Genomic DNA, 18,825 nt, shown 5'->3' with positions numbered 1-18,825 from the left:
CCCCGATTCGGCTCCCCCGGACGATGGACCTGCACAACCGTCCACATCCGTCCCCAGGAGAGCCAGTGACCCCCTACCTCTTCCTCGCAGGCGCGATCCTCGCCGAGGTCTTCGCCACCAGCCTCCTCGGCAGCACCCAGGGCTTCTCCCGGCTGTGGCCGACGGTGGCGGTGCTGACCGGCTACGGGATCGCGTTCGCGATGCTCGCCCAGGCCATCGCCAGGGACATGCAGGTGGGGATCGCGTACGCGCTGTGGTCGGGGGTGGGCACGATCCTGATCGTCGGGATCGGGATCCTGTTCCTGAAGGAGCCGCTCACGGCGGCGAAGGTGGCCGGGGTGGCGCTGGTGGTGGCGGGGGTGGTGATCCTCAACCTGGCCGGGAGCCACTGAGGTAGTCGGCGCCGCCGATGTAGACGGTGTGCCCGTCGGGGTGGCCCGCGTGCACCGCCTCCGCGACGGCAGCGCCGAACTCCTCGACGGTGGGCAGCGGTCCGCCGGAGCGCCGGGTGGCGACAGCGTCCGGATCACGGCGTTCGAGGAGCCGCACGATGATGGTGCCGTCGATCATGTCCCCGGACACCACGGTGAACCCGACCCCGCGCGCGGCGAACTCCGGGATCAGCGCGCGCAGCGCGTCCTCCCCGGCCCGCTTGCTCGCCGCCACCGGCGCGTAGTCGTCCGGCAGCGGGTGCCCGTCGCGCGAGAAGTGCGCCTGGTGACTGGTCACGAACACGATCCGCGACCCCGCGGGCATGAGCGGCAGCGCCGAGGTCGCCAGATGAACCTGCGCATCCCGGTTCAGCCGCATGGCATAGCCCGGATCGGCCCCGCGCTCCATCCCACCGGACGCGTTCAGCACCAACCCGTCCAACCGCCCGACCCGCGCCAGCAGCGCCTCGACGGCGGCCGGGTCGGCCAGATCGGCGCCCTCGGCCGCCGCACTCCCACCCGCGGCGCGGATCTCGCCGACCACGCCCTCCGCGCGCTTCCGCTTCTCCCGGTAGTTCACCAGCACGTGCGCACCGGCGCGGCCGAGTTGCCGAGCGGTCTCCGCCCCGATCCCCCTGGACGCCCCGGTCACCAGCACCACACGCTCGACCATCGCTACCTCCGCTTCTGATTTCGAAGCAACTATGGTGCTTCGAAATGCGAAGCGCAAACCACGACGCCATCCTGGCCGCCATCGACCTGCTCGGGCAGCGCTGGATGCTGCGCGTGCTCTGGGAGCTGGAGCCGGGCCCGCTCGGCTTCCTCGAGCTGCGCAGACGCATGGGGAACTGCTCGTCGAGCGTGCTCTCCACCCGGCTGCAGCAACTGCAGGCCGCCGGGCTGGTGGAGAAGCACGGGACGCGCGGCAACTACGCGCTCACGCCGACCGCGGGGCGGCGGCTCGGCGAGGCGCTGCAGCCGGTGTGGGACTGGGCCGAGGCCGAGGGCTGATCAGGCCAGCACCCACTCCGGCTCGGCGGCGGGTCGGTACCGGTCGGTGACGTCACCGACCAGCCCCGGTTCGACCGTCAGCTTCCGGCACTCCCCGAAATCGAGTTCCGAGAGCCGGGTCCAGATGATGTCCGGGCTGAACGAGGACTCGTAGGCGTACACCCCGCGGCCCAGGTCGGCTAGGGTGCGCCAGATCGTCGGCGCGATGTACGGGCGCTGCGGGTCCGGCGTGCCGAACGGCTGCGCGGCATTGCGCATGACGCTGAGCAGCGCGGCGTAGCCGCGGCCGGGGGTGCTGGCAGGGGGCAGCCGATCCAGGTAGTACTCGGCCCGGACGAAGCGGTCGGCCGCCTCGGTGGTGCCGGGCAGCGGCTGCGTGCCACCGAACCCGGCGTAGCGGTTGCGCAGCTCGAGCTGCTGGTCGAAGGGCGGCGAGTTGGTCATCACGGTGTAGGCGCGATCGTGGTGCAGCCGGGGCTTGCCGTCCAGGTGCTCGATGACGAGCGAATCACCGCTGGCGTCGTCCAGCGCGAGGTGCACGGTGCCGAGCCGCCCCGAGCGCGGCTCGACCAGCGGAATCACCTGCATCGGCTCCTCCTCCAGCAGCCGCACGCACTCGGCGACCGTGGCGCAGCGATCGAGGAAGAGCTGCGACCAGAGCGAGACGGCGAGCGCGGGCAACTCCGGAGCACGCTCCCCGAAGTCGGACTCGGCCAGCCAGAGCACGTGCGCCGCGAGCCCACGCTCGTTGATCCCGTCGGTGCTCGCGCTGTCCCACACGGTGGTGACCACGCTCCCGTAGGTCGCCGTCCAGCGCAGCGGATTCGGGTCGCTGCCATGGCCGGTGCGCACGGCCCCCCGCGGCAGCGACCAGATGTTGGTGTCCATCTCCTCGGGCCAGTCCATATTCCGCCCGACCAGTACGCCCTGCTCGCTAGCCGTCCACATCGCCCGTGTGCACATGCGCTCTCCTCGCGCTCAGCTATCGTTGAGTTACCTGGAGAGCATGTTACTGCGGATCAGCCGTGCAGCGCGGTATGCAGCGTGGCGGCCCACTGCTGCACGATCAACTTCCGCCGCACCGAGTCGTCGGTGAGCACGTCGGCGAGCCCGAGCCCGCGGGCCAGGTCCAGGGTGGCCTGGACCAGGTGGTGCGCTACCGGGTCGGAGTCGTCGACGCCGAGCGCCTCGACCGCGCGCCGGTGCGACACCCGGCCGAACTTGGCCTCCAGCGGGACGATGCGCTGGCTGAGCGCCGGGTCGGCGGCGGCGTGCGTCCAGACCTGCAGCGCCGCCTTGAAGAGCGGGCTGGTGTAGGACTCGACCAGCCCGGAGACCACGGCCTCGGTGCGCGCGACGCCGGAGGTGGCGGCGAGCGAGGCCGCCTCCTCCGTCGCCTGGCCGTTGCGGACGTCGAACATGTACTCGAGCGCGGCGGTGATCAGGTCCTCGCGGGTCGGGAAGTGGTGCTGGGCGGCCCCGCGGGAGACCCCGGCGCGTTCCGCGACCACCGCGACCGTCGCTGCGGCCCAGCCGAATTCGGCCAGGCAGTCGATGGTCGCCTCGAGCAGCCGCTGCCGGGTGGCGCGGCTGCGGTCCTGCTTGGGTTCGTGCGGAGTCACCATGTGCTCATTCTGCCCAGGAGGGCGGGCGGCGCTGCAGGAAGGCCGTCATCCCCTCGCGCACCTCGGCGGTGCCGAAGAAGCTCGCCGAGCGCTCCGCGAGCTCCTCGGCCGTGCGGTCGAAACTGGCCAGGATATCGGCATTGACCAGGCGTTTCGCCTCGGCCAGGCCCTGCGGTGCGCCCTTGCGCAGCTCGGCGCGCAGCCGGGCGATCTCGGCACCGGGATCCTCGGCGGCAACGGTCACCAATCCGATCGCCGCCGCGACCTCCGGACCGAATTTCTCGCCGGTCAGGTAGTACCGGCTCGCGGCGCGCTGGTCCAGCCGGGGCAGCAGGGTCAGCGAGATCATGAACGGCGCCAGCCCGATTCGCACCTCGGTGAGCGCGAAGCTGCTGCCCGGGCCTGCCACCACGAGGTCGCAGCCTGCCACGATGCCCATGCCGCCTGCCCGGACATTGCCGTCGATCCTGGCCAGCACCGGCTTGGGGATCTCGACCAGCCTGCGCAGCACCCCGATCATGGCGCGGGTGCGCTGATCCGCCGCGACCGCCGGATCGGCGTCGCTCGCCTCGCTGAGATCCGCACCGGCGCAGAAGGTGTTGCCGGTGTGGGCGAGCACGATGCCGCGCACGGCGTCGTCGGCGGCGGCGTCGTCCAGCCCGGCGAGCAGCTCGGCGACGAGCCTGCTGGAGAGCGCGTTCCGGTTGTGCGGCGAGTCGAGGGTGAGCGTGGCGAAACCCGCGCCCACCTCGTAGCGCACCAGCGGCTCGGCCATCAGTACGACTTCGGCAGGCCCAGCGAGTGCTGGGCGACGAAGTTGAGCACCATCTCCCGGCTCACCGGCGCGATCCGCGCGATCCTGGCCGCGGCCAGCATGGCGGCCAGCCCGACCTCCTTGGTGAGCCCGGCGCCGCCGTGCGTCTGCACCGCCTGGTCCAGCGCCTTGATGCTGGCCTCGCCCGCGGCGTACTTGGCCATGTTGGCGGCCTCGGCTGCGCCCATCTCGTCGCCGGTGTCGTAGAGCACGGCGGCCTTCTGCATCATCAGCTTGGCCAGCTCGACCTCGACCTTGGCCTGTGCCAGCGGGTGCGCGATGCCCTGGTGCGCGCCGATCGGGGTCTTCCACACGGTGCGCTCGCGGGCGTACGCGACGGCCCGGTCCAGCGCGTAGCGGCCCATGCCGACGGCCATGGCCGCGCCCATGATGCGCTCCGGGTTGAGCCCGGCGAAGAGCTGCATGAGCGCGGCGTCCTCGCTGCCGACCAGCGCGGTCGCGGGCAGCCGGACGTCGTCGAGGAAGAGCGTGAACTGGGTGTCCGGCTCGATGATGTCCATCTCCTGCGCCGTCTTCTCGAAGCCGGGGGCGTCGGTGGGCACGATGAAGAGCGCGGGCTTGAGCTTGCCGGTCTTGTGGTCCTCGGTGCGGGCGACGATCAGCACCGCCTCGGCCTGGTCGACGCCGGAGATGTAGACCTTGCGGCCGTTCAGGATCCAGTCGCCGCCGTCCCTGCGGGCGGTGGTGGTGATCTGGTGCGAGTTGGAGCCCGCGTCCGGCTCGGTGATGCCGAAGACCATCGTCGCCGAGCCGTCGGCGAGCTTGGTCAGCCACTCCCGCTTCTGCTCCTCGGTGCCGTACCTGGTGATGATGGTGCCGCAGATGGCGGGTGAGACCACCATGAGCAGCAGCCCGGCGCCCTGCGCGGCGAGCTCCTCCATCACCAGCGCCAGCTCGTACATGCCTGCGCCACCGCCGCCGTACTCCTCCGGCAGGTTCACCCCGAGGAAGCCGAGCTTGCCCGCCTCGTCCCAGAGTTCGCGCAACGGTTCGTGGTTGCGCGCCCTCGGCAGGACGTAGTCCAGGTACGGGTACTTGCTCGCGAGCGCGGCGACGGCCTGCCGCAGCGACTTCTGCTCGTCGGTTTCAATGAAACTCATGCGTTCTCCTCGAATTCCGCGGGGTCGACCACCGCGAGGACGGTGCCGACGTCGACCTGATCGCCGACGCCGACGTGCACGGCGCTGAGCACGCCGTCGGCCGGGGCCGCGATGGTGTGCTCCATCTTCATGGCCTCCAGCCAGAGAATCGGGGTGCCGGCAGTGACGGCGGCACCCACCTCGGCGCCGAGCCGGATCACGGTGCCAGGCATGGGGGCGAGCAGTGAGCCGGTGGCGACCAGGTCGGCGGGATCGGTGAAGCGCGGCAGTTTGCGCAAGCCCACCGGGCCGAGCGGGGAATCCACCGCGACCAGGTCGCCGTACCTGGCGATGGCGAACTGCCTGCGCACCGGCCCGCGCTCGCCGGGCACCGCGAGCACCACCCGGTCCGGGGCGGCCTCCAGCACCTCGAGCCCGTCGTGGCCGTCCACCGTGATCACCCCGCGGGTGACCAGGTAGCCGATCTCGTGCACGGCGCCGTCCCTGCCCTCGAACCGCTTGACCGTCGACTGCGAGGGCAGGTTGCGCCAGCCGCTCGGCAGCCCGGCCACCACCCGCGCCGCCGCGCGATTGGCGGCGGCGTCGGCCAGCGCGGCGGCGACGGCGGAGAGCTCGGTGCCGTCGGCGTCGGTGAGCGGGGCCGCGAGCGCGGCGAGGCCGTGCGTGGCGAAGAAGGCGGTGTCGGTATCGCCGGCCAGGAAGGCGGGGTGCCGCAGCACCCGGACCAGCAGGTCGCGGTTGGTCACCAGGCCGTGCAGCTGCGCGCGCCGCAGGGCGTTCGCGAGCAGCCGGGCCGCCTCGGCACGGGTCTCGCCGACCGAGATGACCTTGGCCAGCATGGGGTCGTAGTGCACGCCGACCACCGAGCCGTCGACCACGCCGGTGTCCAGCCGGATGCCGGAGCGGGCAGGCAGGTCGAACTCGGCGAGCACGCCGGGGATCGCGATCCGGTGCACGGTGCCGCTCTGCGGCTGCCAGTCCTGCGCCGGGTCCTCGGCGTAGAGCCGGACCTCGATCGAGTGGCCGGACCGGGCGGGCGGCTGCGCGGGCAGCGCGGCGCCGTCGGCGATCTCCAGCTGCCATCGGACCAGGTCCAGCCCGGTGGTGCACTCGGTGACCGGGTGCTCCACCTGCAGCCGGGTGTTCATCTCCAGGAAGAAGAAGTCGCCGTGCTCGTCGGCGAGGAACTCGACGGTGCCCGCGCCGGTGTAGCCGATCGCCTCGGCGGCGAGCACGGCCGCCTCGAAGAGCCGCGCCCGCATCCCGTCCACCCGCTCGACCAGCGGCGACGGCGCCTCCTCCAGCACCTTCTGGTGCCTGCGCTGGATCGAGCACTCGCGCTCGCCGACCGCCCAGACGGTGCCGTGCGTGTCGGCGAGCACCTGCACCTCGATGTGCCTGCCGGTCTCCAGGTAGCGCTCGCAGAAGACGGTGGGGTCGCCGAAGGCGGACTGCGCCTCGCGGCGGGCGCCCGCCAGCTGCGGTTCCAGCTCGGCGAGCTCGCGGACGACGCGCATGCCGCGGCCGCCACCGCCCGCCGACGCCTTGATCAGCACCGGGAGCAGCTCCGCGGTGACCTGCGCCGGGTCCAGCTCGGCGAGGACCGGGACCCCGGCGGCGTCCATCATCTTCTTGGCCGCGACCTTGGAGCCCATCTGCTCGATCGACTCGACCGGCGGGCCGATCCAGGTGAGCCCCGCCTGCTCGACCGTGCGGGCGAATTCGGCGTTCTCCGAGAGGAATCCGTAGCCGGGGTGGACCGCGTCGGCGCCCGCGGCGAGCGCGGCCTCGATGATGAGGTCGCCGCGCAGGTACGTCTCGCCGGGGGTGTTGCCCGGAAGGCGGACGGCCGCGTCGGCCTCCGCGACGTGCGGCGAGGCCGCGTCCGCGTCGGAGTACACCGCGACGGTGCCGAGCCCCATCCGGCGGCAGGTCGCGAAGACCCGCCGCGCGATTTCGCCGCGATTGGCGACGAGAACTGTTTCGACAGTCATGAATACGCCCCTACATCCGGAAGACGCCGAAGCCGGCGGCGCCCTCGATCGGTGCGGTGTGCACGGCGGAGAGCGCCATGCCGAGCACGGTGCGGGTATCGCGCGGGTCGATCACGCCGTCGTCGTAGAGCCGCCCGGACATGAACATGGCCAGCGACTCCGCCTCGATCTGCGCCTCGATCATGGCCCGCATCCCGGCATCGGCCTCCTCGTCGAAGCCCTGCCCGCGCGCCTCGGCGGCGGCCCTGCCAACGATGGAGATGACCCCGGCCAGCTGCGCCCCGCCCATGACCGCGGATTTCGCGCTCGGCCAGGCGAAGACGAAGCGCGGGTCGTAGGCACGCCCGCACATGCCGTAGTGCCCGGCCCCGTAGGAGGCGCCCATGAGCAGCGAGATGTGCGGCACCGTCGAGTTGGAGACGGCGTTGATCATCATCGAGCCGTGCTTGATGATGCCCTTCTGCTCGTACTCCTTCCCGACCATGTAGCCGGTGGTGTTGTGCAGGAAGAGCAGCGGGGTGTTGCTCCGGTTGGCGAGCTGGATGAACTGGGTCGCCTTCTGCGACTCCTCGGAGAAGAGCACGCCGCGCGCGTTCGCCAGGATGCCGACCGGGTAGCCGTGCAGCTCGGCCCAGCCGGTGACCAGGCTGGAACCGTAGAGCGGCTTGAACTCGTCGAATTCGGAGCCGTCCACGATCCGGGCGATCACCTCCCGCGGGTCGAACGGGATCTTGAGGTCGGGGGGCACGATGCCGAGCAGTTCTTCGGCATCGAAGAGCGGTTCGAGCACTGCGGCGCGCGGCGCGGGCCCCTGCTTGCGCCAGTTCAGCCGCCGGACGATGGCGCGGCCGATCCGGATCGCGTCCTGCTCGTCCACCGCGTAGTAGTCGGCCAGCCCGGAGACCCTGGCGTGCATGTCGGCGCCGCCGAGCGATTCGTCGTCGGACTCCTCGCCGGTCGCCATCTTGACCAGCGGCGGACCGCCGAGGAAGACCTTGGAGCGCTCCTTGATCATGACCACGTGGTCGGACATGCCCGGGATGTACGCCCCGCCCGCCGTCGAGTTGCCGAAGACCAGCGCGATGGTGGGGATGCCCGCCGCGGAGGCGCGGGTGAGGTCGCGGAACATGCGCCCGCCGGGGACGAAGACCTCCTTCTGCGTCGGCAGGTCCGCGCCGCCGGACTCGACCAGCGAGATCACCGGCAGCCGGTTCTCCCGCACGATGTCGTTGACGCGCAGCGTTTTCCGCAGCGTCCAGGGGTTGGAGGTGCCGCCGCGCACGGTCGGGTCCGGGGCGACGATCATGCACTCGACGCCCTCGACCACGCCGATCCCGCAGACGGTGCTGCCGCCCACGTGGAATTCGCTGCCCCAGCCCGCCAGCGCGCAGAGCTCGAGGAACGGCGAGTCCTCGTCGATGAGCAGCTCGACGCGCTCGCGGGCGGTCAGCTTGCCGCGCCTGCGGTGCCTGGCCAGCTTGTCCGGCCCGCCACCCGCGACAGCCTTGGCGAACTCCGTCTCCACCTCGGTCAGCTTGGTGCTCATGGCGTCGGCGGCGGCCAGGTACTCCGGCGCGGCGGTGTCGACGGTGCTGCGCAGCACGGTCATGACTGGTACCCCAATCGCTTCGCGGCCAGTGCGGTGAGGATCTCGGTGGTGCCACCGCCGATACCGAGGATGCGGATATCACGGTACTGCCGCTCGACCTCGGCCTCGCGCATGTAGCCGAGCCCGCCGAAGAGCTGAACGGCCTGGTTGGCGACCCACTCGCCGGCCTCGACGGCGGTGTTCTTGGCGAAGCAGACCTCGGCGATCAGGTCGGTCTCGCCCGCCGCGGCCCGCTCGACCACGTGCCGGGTGTAGACCCGGGCGACGTCGGTCCGGCGGGCCATCTCGGCCAGCGTGTTCTGCACCGCCTGCCTGCTGATCAGCGGCCGGCCGAAGGTCTCCCGGTCGCGGCACCACCGCAGAGTCAGGTCGAGGCAGCGCTGTGCCTGGCTGTAGGCCTGGGCCGCCAGCCCGGCCCGCTCGCTCACGAAGGCCTGCGCGATCTGGGCGAAGCCGCTGTTCTCCCGGCCGACCAGGTTGCCGACCGGTACCCGGACGTCCACGTAGGAGAGCTCGGCGGTGTCCGAGGCGCGCCAGCCCATCTTGTCCAGCTTGCGGCTCACCGTGAAGCCGGGCGTCCCCTTCTCCACGACCAGCAGCGAGACGCCGCCCGCGCCCGGCCCGCCGGTGCGCACCGCGGTGACGACGAAGTCGGCGCGGCAGCCGGAGGTGATGTAGGTCTTGGCGCCGTTGACGACGTAGTGGTCGCCGTCCCTGACCGCGGTGGTGGTCAGGTGCCCGACGTCGGAGCCGCCGCCCGGCTCGGTGATGGCGAGCGAGCCGATCAGCTCACCGGCCAGCGTCGGCCGCACCCAGCGTTCGAGCTGCTCCGGGTCGCCGGCGGCGGCCAGGTGCGGCACCGCGATGCCACAGGTGAAGAGCGAGGCGAAGAGCCCGCCGGAGCCGCCCGCGTAGTGCATCTCCTCGCAGACCAGCGCGGCGTCGATGCCGTCGCCGCCCGCGCCGCCGACCGCCTCGGGGAACTGGATGCCGAGCAGCCCGAGCGCGCCGGCTTTCTTGTGCAGCTCGCGCGGGATCTCGCCGTCCCGCTCCCACTCGTCGAGGAAGGGGAGCACCTCGCGCTCCACGAAGCCGCGGACGGTGCCGCGCAGCTCGCGCCGCTCCGGGGTGGACCAGGGATTGTTCACAGCAGCTCCGTGGGGATCTCGACGTGCCGGGACCGCAGCCATTCGCCGAGCCCCTTCGCCTGGGGGTCGAATCGGGCCTGGTAGGCGACGCCCTTGCCGAGCAGGCCGTGGATGACGAAGTTCAGCGCGCGCAGGTTGGGCAGGACGGTCCTGGTGATGGGCAGCTCCGCCGCCTCCGGGAGCAGGGTGCGCAGTGCGTCGACGGTGAGGGTGTGCGCGAGCCAGCGCCACTGTTCGTCGGTGCGGACCCAGACGCCGACATTGGCATTGCCGCCCTTGTCGCCGCTGCGCGCCAGCGCGATCGTGCCGAGCGGGAGCCTTTCGGTGCCGGCTGCTTCGAGCGGCTCCGGCAGCTCGGGTTCGGCGAGCTCTACCAGGTCGCGGGTGGCTCGCGGCGCACCGATCCGCACCACCGCGCCGTCCGGCAGGACCGCGGTGTGTCTGACCGCGTCGGCGGGCACGTACCCCGGCGTGAAGACGCCGTAGGGCGCGCCGTTGCCGGGCGGGGAGGTGAGCGTGAAGCCGGGGTAGCTCGCCAGCGCCAGCTCTACCGCGACGGACGAGAAGGCGCGGCCGACCTTGTTCGGGTCGGGGTCGCGGACCACGCAGCGCAGCAGCGCGGATCCGCGCTCCTCGGTGTCGGCGTCCGGGCGGTCCAGCCGGGCGAGCGACCACTCCAGCTCGGCCGGGCGGGTGGGCAGCCAGGTCTCCAGCTGCTTCCTGGTGAGCTCCGCCTTGGCCTCGATCTCCAGGCCGGTGAGGACGAAGGTCATCTCGTTGCGGAAGCCGTCGAGGGTGTTCAGCGAGACCTTGGTGGTCGGCGGCGGCGCCTCGCCGCGCACGTTGTCGATCCGCACCCGGTCCCTGCCCTCTTCGCTGAGCCGGATGCTGTCCAGCCGGGCGGTGACGTCCGGCCCGGCGTAGCGGGCGCCCTGGATCTCGTACACGAGCTGCGCCGCGACGGTGTCGACGGTGACGGCGCCGCCGGTGCCGGGGTGCTTGGTGATCACGCTGCTCCCGTCCCTGCGCAGCTCCGCGATCGGGAAGCCGGGGCGGCTCAGGTCCGCGATCTCGGTGAAGAAGGCGAAGTTGCCCCCGGTCGCCTGGGTGCCGCACTCGATGACGTGCCCGGCCACCACCGCGCCCGCCAGCGCGTCGTAGTCGTCGGCGGCCCAGCCGAAGTGGGCAGCCGCCGGGCCCGCCACCAGCGCGGCGTCGGTGACCCGGCCGGTGACCACGATGTCCGCGCCCGCCTGCAGGCACTCGGCGATGCCGAAGGCGCCCAGGTAGGCATTGGCGGTGAGCGGGGTGCCGAGGCCGAGCTCGGCGGCGCGCTCGAGCAGGTCGTCGCCGGTGACGTAGGCGATCTTCGGCCGGAGGCCGAGCTGCTCCGCGACCGCGCGCAGCTTCTCCGCGAGCCCGGCCGGGTTCAGCCCGCCCGCGTTGGCGACCAGCTTCACGTGCCGGTCCATGGCGAGGCCGAGGCAGTCCTCGACCTGGCGCAGGAAGGTCTTGGCGTAGCCGAGCGCTGGGTCCTTCATCCGGTCCCTGCCCAGGATGAGCATGGTGAGCTCGGCCAGGTAGTCGCCGGTGAGGACGTCGAGTTCGCCCCCATCCAGCATCTCCCGCATGGCGACGGCGCGGTCACCGTAGAAGCCGGAACAGTTGCCGATCCGGAGCAGCTCCGGATCGGCCGCGAGACTGGTCACGCGGGTGCCCTCCTGTGCAAGCGTCGTAGCGCTTACAGCGTCACACCGGGGCGATAAAAAAGCAAGCCCGCGTGCTTGTTAATGGGTTCGGTAGGCTGCGGGCGTGTCCTCGAACCTCACCGTACTTCTGCTTCTCGCGCTGGCCGGGTTCCTGCTCGGCGGGGCGATCACCCTGTGGAAGAGCACGCGGTGGATGGCCGTTTCGCTCGGGGTTTGCGCGGTGCTCGCTGGAGTCGGGGCGTTCGTCTGGGGGTAGTAGCGGGGCCGGCGCGGCCCGCCGAAACGGACCGCGCCGGGCGAGCCCTACCCCGCCGGAGCGAGTTCCAGCAACCGCCGGGCGCCGGTGACCTCCGCACCCGCCCAGAACGTCTCCGTACAACTGTCCCCCGACACCCGCGCACCGGACGCGCGCACCGCGCAGGACTTGAAGGCCCGTCCCGCGACGCTCACCCGGTGCCGCGCCGGACGCATGCGGTACCCGAGTTCCTCGGGCGGCAGCCCGCCCCACAGCACCGTCTCCGAGTGTCCGCCGCCGAGCGGCGGCACCAGATCGGAGCGGTAGCTGTCGACCGCGATGGCGAGGACGTCGGGCCGGATCTCGCGGACGGCGGCGGCGGGCCAGTGCTCCAGGTCGAGCGGGACGGCGCCGAGGATCTCCAGCGGGCGGACGGCGGCGGGGTCGGAGACGGGGACGATCACCTCCCACCCGGAGGCCCGCATGTCGAAGAGCCAGCCGCCGAGGTGGTGCACCACCTCGGCCACGTCGGGCGCGACGACCACTAATCGATAGCGCAGTTCGTAGCGGCGGGCGTGCGCCAGCCATTCGGTCGGTGAGTAGGTGCCGAAACCACGTTCGGGCAGGTCCGCGGATCGTACTGCCATGTTCCATCCGTTCTCGATGCCACACCGGCGGCAGCTCGCCCGACCACGACCGCGCGGCACGAAGGCGCGCGCGATTCGCCTCGACGAGGTAAGGGCGACGACGCACCGGGACTGGGGGGCTGGGCGTCGCGCTCGGACGAAAGCGTGCCGCGTCTACGGTAACGGCGTTACTGCGATCGGATCGCGAAACGGCGGATTCCGACCGGTCCGCCGGATCGGGGACCGAGCGGTCGCCCCGCGCACTGACCGATTGCGCCAATGAACTGCGGAAACCTGCCCCCTCGGCGATCCCGGCGAGCTGACACCGCGAGGGCTCACTTCCCGATAACCATGTTACTGTCCAGTTGGGTCTCTTTCGTGACCGGTCGCACTCGACCGGCCCCGGAGTGATCGACGACATTCCGGCGAAGGGGCCGGGGTGGTGGCCAGGGAGAGTTCGGATGGATCGACAGCAGCGGCGCTCGCGGTGGCGGGGCCGGATGACGGCGGCGGCACTCGCGATCGCCTGCGCAGCCGGGCTCACGGCGGCCGTGGCGGCACCGGCGACGGCCGAGCCGGTCAGCGCCTTCTACGTCCCGCCCGCGCAGGTCCCGGCCCAGCCGGGGACGATCATCAAGACCCAGCCGCTGTCGCTGTTCGCCACCCTGCCGACCGAGCAGGGCTGGCCGGGCAAGGGCGAGCTGATCATGTACAGCAGCACGCTGCAGGACGGCTCGCCGGTCGCCACCACCGGCACCTACATCGCCGCCGCCGGGCCGTGGCTCGGCCCCGGCCCCCGCCCCACCGTTGTGATCGCGCCGGGCACCTCCGGCCAGGCCGATCGCTGCGCCATGTCGGTGGCCTTCTCCACCGGGCTGACCGCCTTCATGGACCCGTCGCCGAGCATCTCGGCCAACCAGGAGCTGCCCTCGTCGGCGGCCTGGGCCGGGCTCGGCGCGAACGTGGTGATCCCGGACTACATCGGGCTCGGCACGCCAGGCATCCACACCTACGGAAACCGGTTCGAGCAGGGTCACGCCGTGCTCGATGCCGCGCGCGCGGCCAACACCCTGGCCGGTGTCGGCCCGGAGACCCCCCTGGTCTTCTGGGGCTACTCGCAGGGTGGCGGGGCCACCGCGGCCGCCAACGAGCTGCTGCCGGAGTACGCGCCGGAGCTGAACCTCAAGGGCACCTGGGCGGGCGGCCCGACGGCCGACCTCTCGGCGATCCTGGACAAGATCGACGGCGCGCTGATCGGCGGCGCCATCGGCTACGCCATCAACGGCATGCTGGCCCGCTTCCCCGAGCTGCAGCTGGCGCTGGAGCGGGTGAGCAGCCCGGCGGGCAAGGACATGCTCGCCACGCTCGGCGAGACCTGCATCGGCGACCTGATCTTCCGGCACCCATTCCTGCGCACCAATTCGCTCACCGTGGACGGCCGCTCGCTCGGCGAGCACCTGACCGACCTGCCCGAGGCCGCCCCCGTGCTCGCCGAGCTGAAGGTGGGCACCCTGAAGCCGCACGCACCGGTGCTGATCACCAGCGGCCGCAATGACGACACCGTGCCGTACGGCCAGGCCAAGCAGCTCGCGAACGACTGGTGCGGCCGCGGCGGCACCGTCGAGTTCCGGACCAACGAGCTGCCGCCGATCCTGCCGGGATTCACCATCCCGAACCACTTCGGCCCCGAGCTGATCGACGGTTTCAGCCCGAACAGCGTGATCGCGTACCTGCTCGACCGGCTCGCGGACAAGCCGATCTCCGGCTGCTCCATCGACTGAGCGGAAACATCGTTCTAACATTCCGGAAATCGGAATCTCGGATCGAGGGCGCGTAATGGGAACAAGCCGGAGTCGCAGGGTCGCGGCGGTGCTGGCGGGAGCGGTGCTGCTGCCGGTCGGGGTGGTGGCGGCGCAGCCGCCGCCCTCCGGGATCAGCCACATCGCGACGGTCGCGGATGTCGCGGCCGCCCCGGCGGCCTGCGGCCCCGGCTCGGCGCCGGAGACCGGGCTGCAGGGCGAGGTGCCCGCCGCGGATCGCGCGAGCGGGCGCAGCGCCGCCGGGTACCGGTGCAATATCAGCCGGATCGGCGGCTTCGACGGCCCCGGCGGCGGCATCGTCTCGGCCGCCTTCGAGCACTGCGTCTACGTCGGCAGCTTCTTCCCCGGCAGCCTCACCGGGCCCAGCCCGGGCGTGCAGGTGCTCGACGTCTCCGATCCGGCGAACCCGGTACCGACCGCCACCCTGACCGAACCGGCCATGCTGGCGGGCACCTGGGAGACGCTCAAGGTGCACGAGGGGCGCAAGCTCCTGGTCGGTGCCGGGGTCCCGCTGCTCACCGGGGCCGGGCTGCTCTCGGTCTACGACCTCACCGACTGCGCGCACCCCCGGCTGCTCAACCCGGGGCCCGGCACCGCCGTCGACCAGCCGCTGCCGATCATCGCGCACGAGGGCGGCTTCTCCCCCGACGGGCGCACCTACTGGTCGTCCGGGACCGCACCTGGCGTGCTCAGCGCCATCGACCTCACCGACCCGGCGCAGCCGCGGATCGTCTGGCAGGGGCTGCCCGGGCTCTCCGTGCACGGCATCGGCTTCAGCCCGGACGGCGACCGGCTCTACCTCGCCAACAACTTCGGCGGGCTCACCGTGCTCGACACCTCCGCGGTGCAGCGTCGCGACCCCGACCCGCGGGTGCCGACCCTCTCGGCCACCAGCTGGACCGACGGGTTCGCCACCCAGCACGCCGTCCCGGTCACCTACGGCGGGGTGCCGCACCTGTTCGTGGTGGACGAGGCCGGGTCCGGCGGGGTCAAGATCTTCGACGTCGCCGATCCGGTGCGGCCGCGGCAGATCGACTCGATCAAGCTGGAGATCAACCTGCAGTCCAATCAGGACACCGCGCTCGCCTCCAGCTTCGGCGGGTCGCTGTTCGCCTACGACGCGCACTACTGCACCGCCGACCGGCCGCGCGACCCGACCGCGCTGGCCTGCGGGTGGCTCGCCTCCGGGATCCGGGTGTTCGACGTCCGCGACCCGGGCGCGGTCAGGGAGATCGCCTACTACAACCCGCCCGCGCGCACCGGGCAGCCGGCCGGGGCGAACTCGCCGCAGTCGCTCTTCTCGATCGCCGGGGTCCCGCTGCTGAACTCCGGCGCGCTGATCCAGGCGCTTTCCGCCGGGGTCTTCGACCCCGCGCAGGCGCTCGGCGGGGTGCGCGGCGACCGGCTCACCGGGGACCAATCCGCCGACCTGTGCTTCTCGCCGCCCACCTGGCGCGGCAACCAGCTCTGGGTGACCTGCTCGGACAACACCTTCCAGACGCTGCGGCTGGACCCGGCGGTGTACACGCCGCCGCCGGACCAGCAGACGACGGTCGGCTCCTAGTCCCCGGCGGAATCCCGCTTGCGGCCGGATCGCGGCCGTTGCTGCGCCGCCGCCGCGGCGGGATCACGCTGCGCGGCAGCGCCATCAGTAGCCTCGGCACGCGTCGGCGGCTCCGCACCCTTGCGCCCATTCGCCGCCTTCGCGGGGACCTCCGGCCCCGTACCTCTGCGCCCCTTCGTGCGCGATTCCGCGTTCCGGCGCGCACTCGAACCCTCGCCCGGTTCACCCACGCTCAGCACGAAGAGCCGCAGATCCTCCGGCACCCCGGTCAGCGGCGCCGCGAAGAGCCCGCGCCGGTACGGCTTGACCCGCCCGCCGAGCAACTCCAGCGTCTCCGGCTGCAGCGCGCGCAGGGTGGCCTCGGAGAGCATGGTGTTCCCGTTGCCGCCCGCCTCCATCACCCTGGCCGCGATGGTGACGTCGACGCCGAGCCAGTCGCCGCCGATCTCGCGCGGCGAGCCGGTGTGCAGCCCCATCCGCATGCGCGGGCGGTAGTCGCCGAAGTCGACCGCGCCGAGCGCGCGCTTCATGGCGACGGCGGCGGCGAGCGCGTGGTCGGGGGAGTCGAAGACGGCCATGAGGCCGTCGCCCATCCGCTTCACCACGGTGCCGCCGCGCTCGACCACCGGCGGCTCGATGGCCAGCGCGACCCGGCGCAGCAGGTCGAGCGTGGCCTGGTCACCGGCGGTGAGCGACCAGCGGGAGAAGGCGACCAGGTCGGTGAAGAGCACCGTCACCTCTTCGCTGCCGCGGCCGCGGCCGACCCGCTCCAGCATGGCCTGCCACACCTGCAGCGCGCCGAAGCCGACCTCGCGGGCCGCGCTCGGGGTGTCCCCGACGAGCCGGTCGGCGGCGCGGGCGACGGCGCGCGGGCCACCGGGGCCGGTGACCGAGAGCGGATCCCCGAACGCCGGATCGCCCGGCAGCCTGCTCCTGGCCCGGCGCAGCGCGCCGATGATCTCCTGGCGCCGGTTCGTGGCGTGCATCAGCTCGGCCAGCCGCGCGCGGCGGCCGAACGCGGAGGCGTCGGTCACCGCCTCCGGCTCCGGCTCGGGATCGGCACCGCCGGATGTCGGTCTCACGGTGCGAGGGTATCGCAGGGCATCGGCGGAAAGCGGGGCCGAAGGTCACAGGTATCCGGGAAACGGCAGCGCGACGGCGGAAAAGGGCGATGAACGCACCGGGCCCGGTGCGGCTGGTGCCACACCGGGCCGGCGGCGACGGCCACCGGGCAGTGGTGGCCGATGCGGGGCCCCGACCTCGGTGAGATCGCGGCCGCACCCGAGCGGCGAGGGACGTCGGCTCGGGTGGCTCGGAGGTTGCTCCCCTTCGGGGAGTAACCGATTGTGCGCGGTTCAGGCGTCCCTGCGGTCCGCGTACACCAGGGCGGCGACGTAGACCACCGCGACGAACGCGATGAAGTAGATCAGGCTGCCCCACACGCCCCAGTGCCAATTGCCGCCGACCTCGGTGACGGTCAGGAACCGGTTGATGTTCTGGAAGGGCAGGAAGGGTCCCACATTACGCCCGAAGTTGCCGAACGCACTCAGCAGCGGCTCCAGCAGCAGCGACCAGAGCACGATCAGCGAGATCGCCGCGGCCGACTGCCGAACCAGCACGCCGACGCCGACCGCGAGCACCACCGCGAGGAAGGCGTAGATCGGGATGCCGTAGATAGCCCGCCATTGGCCGTCGAAGGTCAGCGCGACCGTGGCCTCCGCACCGCCGACCACCTTGGCCACCGCGACCGCGCCGAGCGCGACCAGGGTGCTCAGCGCCGCCCCGTACAGCCCGACCAGCCCGGCCTTGGTGAGCAGCACGGTGTACCGGTTCGGCACCGCCTGGAAGGTGGTCCTGATGACGCCGAAGCGGTACTCGCTGGTGACGGTGAGCGCCGCCAGGATCATCAGCACCATGATCCCGAAGCCGGTGACGCCGGAGGTCGCGGTGCTGATGTCGAGCGCGGGCATGCCGACCTCCGGATCATCGGCCGAGGTCCGCACCACGATCGCGAAGAGCGCGGCGAGGCCGAGTCCGAGCGCCACGATCACCGCGGAGCACCACCAGGGCGACCTGGTCGAGGTGAGTTTGATCCGTTCCGCTGCCAGCACGCCCATCAGAGCGCACCTCCCATCACCTGGTCGACTCCGCTGCCGTGGTATTCGACCGCGCCACCGGTCATCCGCATGAAGGCGTCCTCCAGCGAGGCGCGCTGCGGCGCCAGCTCCAGGAGGGTGATGGCGTTCTGCCCGGCCAGCGTGCCGACGGCATCGCTGGTGACCCCGGCGACCACCAGCGCGGGGCCGTCCTGGCCGGCGCCGTCCTCGCGCACGGTCATCCCCGCCGAGGTGAGCAGGCTGCGCAGCTGGTCCAGCTGCGGGCTGCGCACCCGGACGGTCGCCTCCGAGGCCCGCTCGATGAACTCCTGGGTGGTGGAGTTCGAGATCAGCTCGCCGCGGCCGATGACGACCAGGTGGTCGGCGGTCTGCGCCATCTCGGAGAGCAGGTGGCTGGAGACCAGCACGGTCCGGCCCTCGCCTGCCAGCCGCTGCATGAAGCGGCGGATCCAGAGGATGCCCTCGGGGTCGAGGCCGTTCACCGGCTCGTCGAAGAGCAGCACCTCCGGGTCGCCGAGCAGCGCGCCCGCCAGGCCGAGCCGCTGCGACATGCCGAGCGAGAAGCCGCCCGCGGCCTTGTTCGCCACCTCGGAGAGGCCGACCAGCCGCAGCACCTCCTCCACCCGGTCCTTGCCGATGCCGTTGGAGGCGGCCATCCAGTGCAGGTGCGAGCGGGCGGAGCGGTTCGGGTGCACCCACTTGGCGTCCAGCAGCGCGCCGACGGTGCGCAGCGGGTTCTTCAGCTGCCGGTACGGCACCCCCTTGACCAGCGCGGTCCCGGACGTGGGGGTGTCGAGTCCGAGGATCATCCGCATGGTGGTGGATTTACCCGCACCGTTCGGCCCGAGGAACCCGGTCACCTGCCCGGGCCGGACGGTGAACGTCAGATCCCGTACCGCGACCGTCTGGCCGTACCGCTTGGTCAGACCCTTCAGTTCGATCATGGGGCCAAGCATTCCGCATCGGGGGTGCTCCGCGCGTCGGCAGCAAGTCGCGGCGCG

General features: G+C 72.0%; 17 protein-coding genes and 1 pseudogene. 5 read left to right on the top strand and 13 right to left on the bottom strand.

Translation table 11 applies throughout. The annotated features are described in order from the left end of the window. Positions 1–23: 23 nt before the first annotated feature. Positions 24–392 carry a multidrug efflux SMR transporter gene (locus ACFUJ1_RS04695; protein ID WP_233021043.1) on the top strand — a complete coding sequence of 123 codons (369 nt, stop codon included), beginning with the start codon at positions 24–26 and terminating at the stop codon, positions 390–392. Here the strand turns inward: ACFUJ1_RS04695 and ACFUJ1_RS04690 are convergent. Next, positions 370–1,104 (bottom strand): SDR family oxidoreductase, encoded by a 735-nt coding sequence (locus ACFUJ1_RS04690; protein WP_378642442.1) that lies wholly within the window; start codon positions 1,102–1,104, stop codon positions 370–372. The two genes, ACFUJ1_RS04695 and ACFUJ1_RS04690, sit on opposite strands and share 23 nt — an antisense overlap. Positions 1,105–1,148: 44 nt before the next feature. On the opposite strand from ACFUJ1_RS04690, the gene ACFUJ1_RS04685 reads away from it, so the two are divergent. Beyond that, positions 1,149–1,442 (top strand): winged helix-turn-helix transcriptional regulator, encoded by a 294-nt coding sequence (locus tag ACFUJ1_RS04685; RefSeq protein WP_378642439.1) that lies wholly within the window; start codon positions 1,149–1,151, stop codon positions 1,440–1,442. Here the strand turns inward: ACFUJ1_RS04685 and ACFUJ1_RS04680 are convergent, their stop codons facing one another. From ACFUJ1_RS04680 to ACFUJ1_RS04645, 8 genes are read right to left on the bottom strand one after another with little or no spacing between them, the layout of a single operon-like run. Next, the gene (locus ACFUJ1_RS04680; protein WP_378642436.1) at positions 1,443–2,405 is read right to left on the bottom strand and encodes a linear amide C-N hydrolase; all 963 of its coding nucleotides are present in this window, start codon (positions 2,403–2,405) and stop codon (positions 1,443–1,445) included. Positions 2,406–2,461: 56 nt separating this feature from the next. Further along, positions 2,462–3,067, bottom strand: coding sequence for a TetR/AcrR family transcriptional regulator (locus ACFUJ1_RS04675; protein ID WP_233020861.1), 606 nt, complete (start codon positions 3,065–3,067; stop codon positions 2,462–2,464). Positions 3,068–3,071: 4 nt separating this feature from the next. Beyond that, complete coding sequence (locus tag ACFUJ1_RS04670) at positions 3,072–3,842, bottom strand: enoyl-CoA hydratase family protein (protein ID WP_378642434.1); 771 nt, start codon at positions 3,840–3,842, stop codon at positions 3,072–3,074. Next, complete coding sequence (locus ACFUJ1_RS04665) at positions 3,842–5,002, bottom strand: acyl-CoA dehydrogenase family protein (protein WP_378642431.1); 1,161 nt, start codon at positions 5,000–5,002, stop codon at positions 3,842–3,844. The genes ACFUJ1_RS04670 and ACFUJ1_RS04665 overlap by 1 nt, the downstream gene beginning before the upstream one ends. Continuing rightward, positions 4,999–6,996 (bottom strand): acetyl/propionyl/methylcrotonyl-CoA carboxylase subunit alpha, encoded by a 1,998-nt coding sequence (locus ACFUJ1_RS04660; RefSeq protein WP_378642429.1) that lies wholly within the window; start codon positions 6,994–6,996, stop codon positions 4,999–5,001. Before ACFUJ1_RS04660 ends, ACFUJ1_RS04665 begins: the two co-directional genes overlap by 4 nt. Before the next feature lie 10 nt (positions 6,997–7,006). Next, the gene (locus ACFUJ1_RS04655) at positions 7,007–8,605 is read right to left on the bottom strand and encodes an acyl-CoA carboxylase subunit beta (protein ID WP_378642427.1); all 1,599 of its coding nucleotides are present in this window, start codon (positions 8,603–8,605) and stop codon (positions 7,007–7,009) included. Beyond that, positions 8,602–9,753 carry an acyl-CoA dehydrogenase family protein gene (locus tag ACFUJ1_RS04650; RefSeq protein WP_378642425.1) on the bottom strand — a complete coding sequence of 384 codons (1,152 nt, stop codon included), beginning with the start codon at positions 9,751–9,753 and terminating at the stop codon, positions 8,602–8,604. Before ACFUJ1_RS04650 ends, ACFUJ1_RS04655 begins: the two co-directional genes overlap by 4 nt. Continuing rightward, on the bottom strand, positions 9,750–11,462 hold the full coding sequence (locus ACFUJ1_RS04645) for an acyclic terpene utilization AtuA family protein (protein WP_378642422.1): 1,713 nt from the start codon (positions 11,460–11,462) through the stop codon (positions 9,750–9,752). Before ACFUJ1_RS04645 ends, ACFUJ1_RS04650 begins: the two co-directional genes overlap by 4 nt. Before the next feature lie 103 nt (positions 11,463–11,565). Here ACFUJ1_RS04645 and ACFUJ1_RS04640 point away from each other — a divergent pair, with 103 nt between their 5' ends. Next, positions 11,566–11,718, top strand: a complete 153-nt coding sequence (locus tag ACFUJ1_RS04640) for a hypothetical protein (RefSeq protein ID WP_378642419.1) — start codon at positions 11,566–11,568, stop codon at positions 11,716–11,718. 47 nt (positions 11,719–11,765) lie between these two features. Here ACFUJ1_RS04640 and ACFUJ1_RS04635 read toward each other — a convergent pair whose 3' ends face one another. Then, a complete protein-coding gene (locus ACFUJ1_RS04635) occupies positions 11,766–12,344 on the bottom strand; it encodes a hypothetical protein (RefSeq protein WP_378642417.1) in 579 nt (192 codons plus the stop codon). 440 nt (positions 12,345–12,784) lie between these two features. On the opposite strand from ACFUJ1_RS04635, the gene ACFUJ1_RS04630 reads away from it, so the two are divergent. Continuing rightward, a complete protein-coding gene (locus ACFUJ1_RS04630; RefSeq protein ID WP_378642414.1) occupies positions 12,785–14,104 on the top strand; it encodes a lipase family protein in 1,320 nt (439 codons plus the stop codon). Between the two features lie 55 nt (positions 14,105–14,159). After that, positions 14,160–15,707, top strand: a complete 1,548-nt coding sequence (locus tag ACFUJ1_RS04625) for an LVIVD repeat-containing protein (protein ID WP_378642411.1) — start codon at positions 14,160–14,162, stop codon at positions 15,705–15,707. Positions 15,708–15,937: 230 nt separating this feature from the next. Here ACFUJ1_RS04625 and ACFUJ1_RS04620 read toward each other — a convergent pair. The 3 genes and pseudogenes from ACFUJ1_RS04620 to ACFUJ1_RS04610 all read right to left on the bottom strand — a co-directional run. Beyond that, a pseudogene (locus ACFUJ1_RS04620) lies at positions 15,938–16,693 on the bottom strand (adenylate/guanylate cyclase domain-containing protein); the annotation flags it as partial. A gap of 369 nt (positions 16,694–17,062) precedes the next feature. After that, positions 17,063–17,824, bottom strand: coding sequence for an ABC transporter permease (locus ACFUJ1_RS04615; RefSeq protein WP_378642408.1), 762 nt, complete (start codon positions 17,822–17,824; stop codon positions 17,063–17,065). Beyond that, a complete protein-coding gene (locus tag ACFUJ1_RS04610; RefSeq protein ID WP_378642406.1) occupies positions 17,824–18,768 on the bottom strand; it encodes an ABC transporter ATP-binding protein in 945 nt (314 codons plus the stop codon). Before ACFUJ1_RS04610 ends, ACFUJ1_RS04615 begins: the two co-directional genes overlap by 1 nt. Positions 18,769–18,825: the final 57 nt, after the last annotated feature.

The sequence above is a fragment of the Nocardia sp. NPDC057227 genome, assembly GCF_042669725.1.
GTDB classification, from domain to species: Bacteria; Actinomycetota; Actinomycetes; order Mycobacteriales; family Mycobacteriaceae; genus Nocardia; species Nocardia asteroides_A.
Note: the sequence above shows the minus strand (reverse complement) of the source record. Positions and strands in the feature narration are given on the sequence as shown.

Excerpts from the sequence above, each read along its gene's own strand:
- ACFUJ1_RS04670 (WP_378642434.1), bottom strand. The coding sequence starts at position 3,842 with ATGGCCGAGCCGCTGGTGCGCTACGAGGTGGGCGCGGGTTTCGCCACG.
- ACFUJ1_RS04655 (WP_378642427.1), bottom strand. The coding sequence starts at position 8,605 with ATGACCGTGCTGCGCAGCACCGTCGACACCGCCGCGCCGGAGTACCTG.
- ACFUJ1_RS04615 (WP_378642408.1), bottom strand. The coding sequence starts at position 17,824 with ATGGGCGTGCTGGCAGCGGAACGGATCAAACTCACCTCGACCAGGTCG.
- ACFUJ1_RS04685 (WP_378642439.1), top strand. The coding sequence starts at position 1,149 with ATGCGAAGCGCAAACCACGACGCCATCCTGGCCGCCATCGACCTGCTC.
- ACFUJ1_RS04675 (WP_233020861.1), bottom strand. The coding sequence starts at position 3,067 with ATGGTGACTCCGCACGAACCCAAGCAGGACCGCAGCCGCGCCACCCGG.
- ACFUJ1_RS04625 (WP_378642411.1), top strand. The coding sequence starts at position 14,160 with ATGGGAACAAGCCGGAGTCGCAGGGTCGCGGCGGTGCTGGCGGGAGCG.
- ACFUJ1_RS04610 (WP_378642406.1), bottom strand. The coding sequence starts at position 18,768 with ATGATCGAACTGAAGGGTCTGACCAAGCGGTACGGCCAGACGGTCGCG.
- ACFUJ1_RS04660 (WP_378642429.1), bottom strand. The coding sequence starts at position 6,996 with ATGACTGTCGAAACAGTTCTCGTCGCCAATCGCGGCGAAATCGCGCGG.
- ACFUJ1_RS04690 (WP_378642442.1), bottom strand. The coding sequence starts at position 1,104 with ATGGTCGAGCGTGTGGTGCTGGTGACCGGGGCGTCCAGGGGGATCGGG.
- ACFUJ1_RS04630 (WP_378642414.1), top strand. The coding sequence starts at position 12,785 with ATGGATCGACAGCAGCGGCGCTCGCGGTGGCGGGGCCGGATGACGGCG.
- ACFUJ1_RS04635 (WP_378642417.1), bottom strand. The coding sequence starts at position 12,344 with ATGGCAGTACGATCCGCGGACCTGCCCGAACGTGGTTTCGGCACCTAC.
- ACFUJ1_RS04695 (WP_233021043.1), top strand. The coding sequence starts at position 24 with ATGGACCTGCACAACCGTCCACATCCGTCCCCAGGAGAGCCAGTGACC.
- ACFUJ1_RS04680 (WP_378642436.1), bottom strand. The coding sequence starts at position 2,405 with ATGTGCACACGGGCGATGTGGACGGCTAGCGAGCAGGGCGTACTGGTC.
- ACFUJ1_RS04665 (WP_378642431.1), bottom strand. The coding sequence starts at position 5,002 with ATGAGTTTCATTGAAACCGACGAGCAGAAGTCGCTGCGGCAGGCCGTC.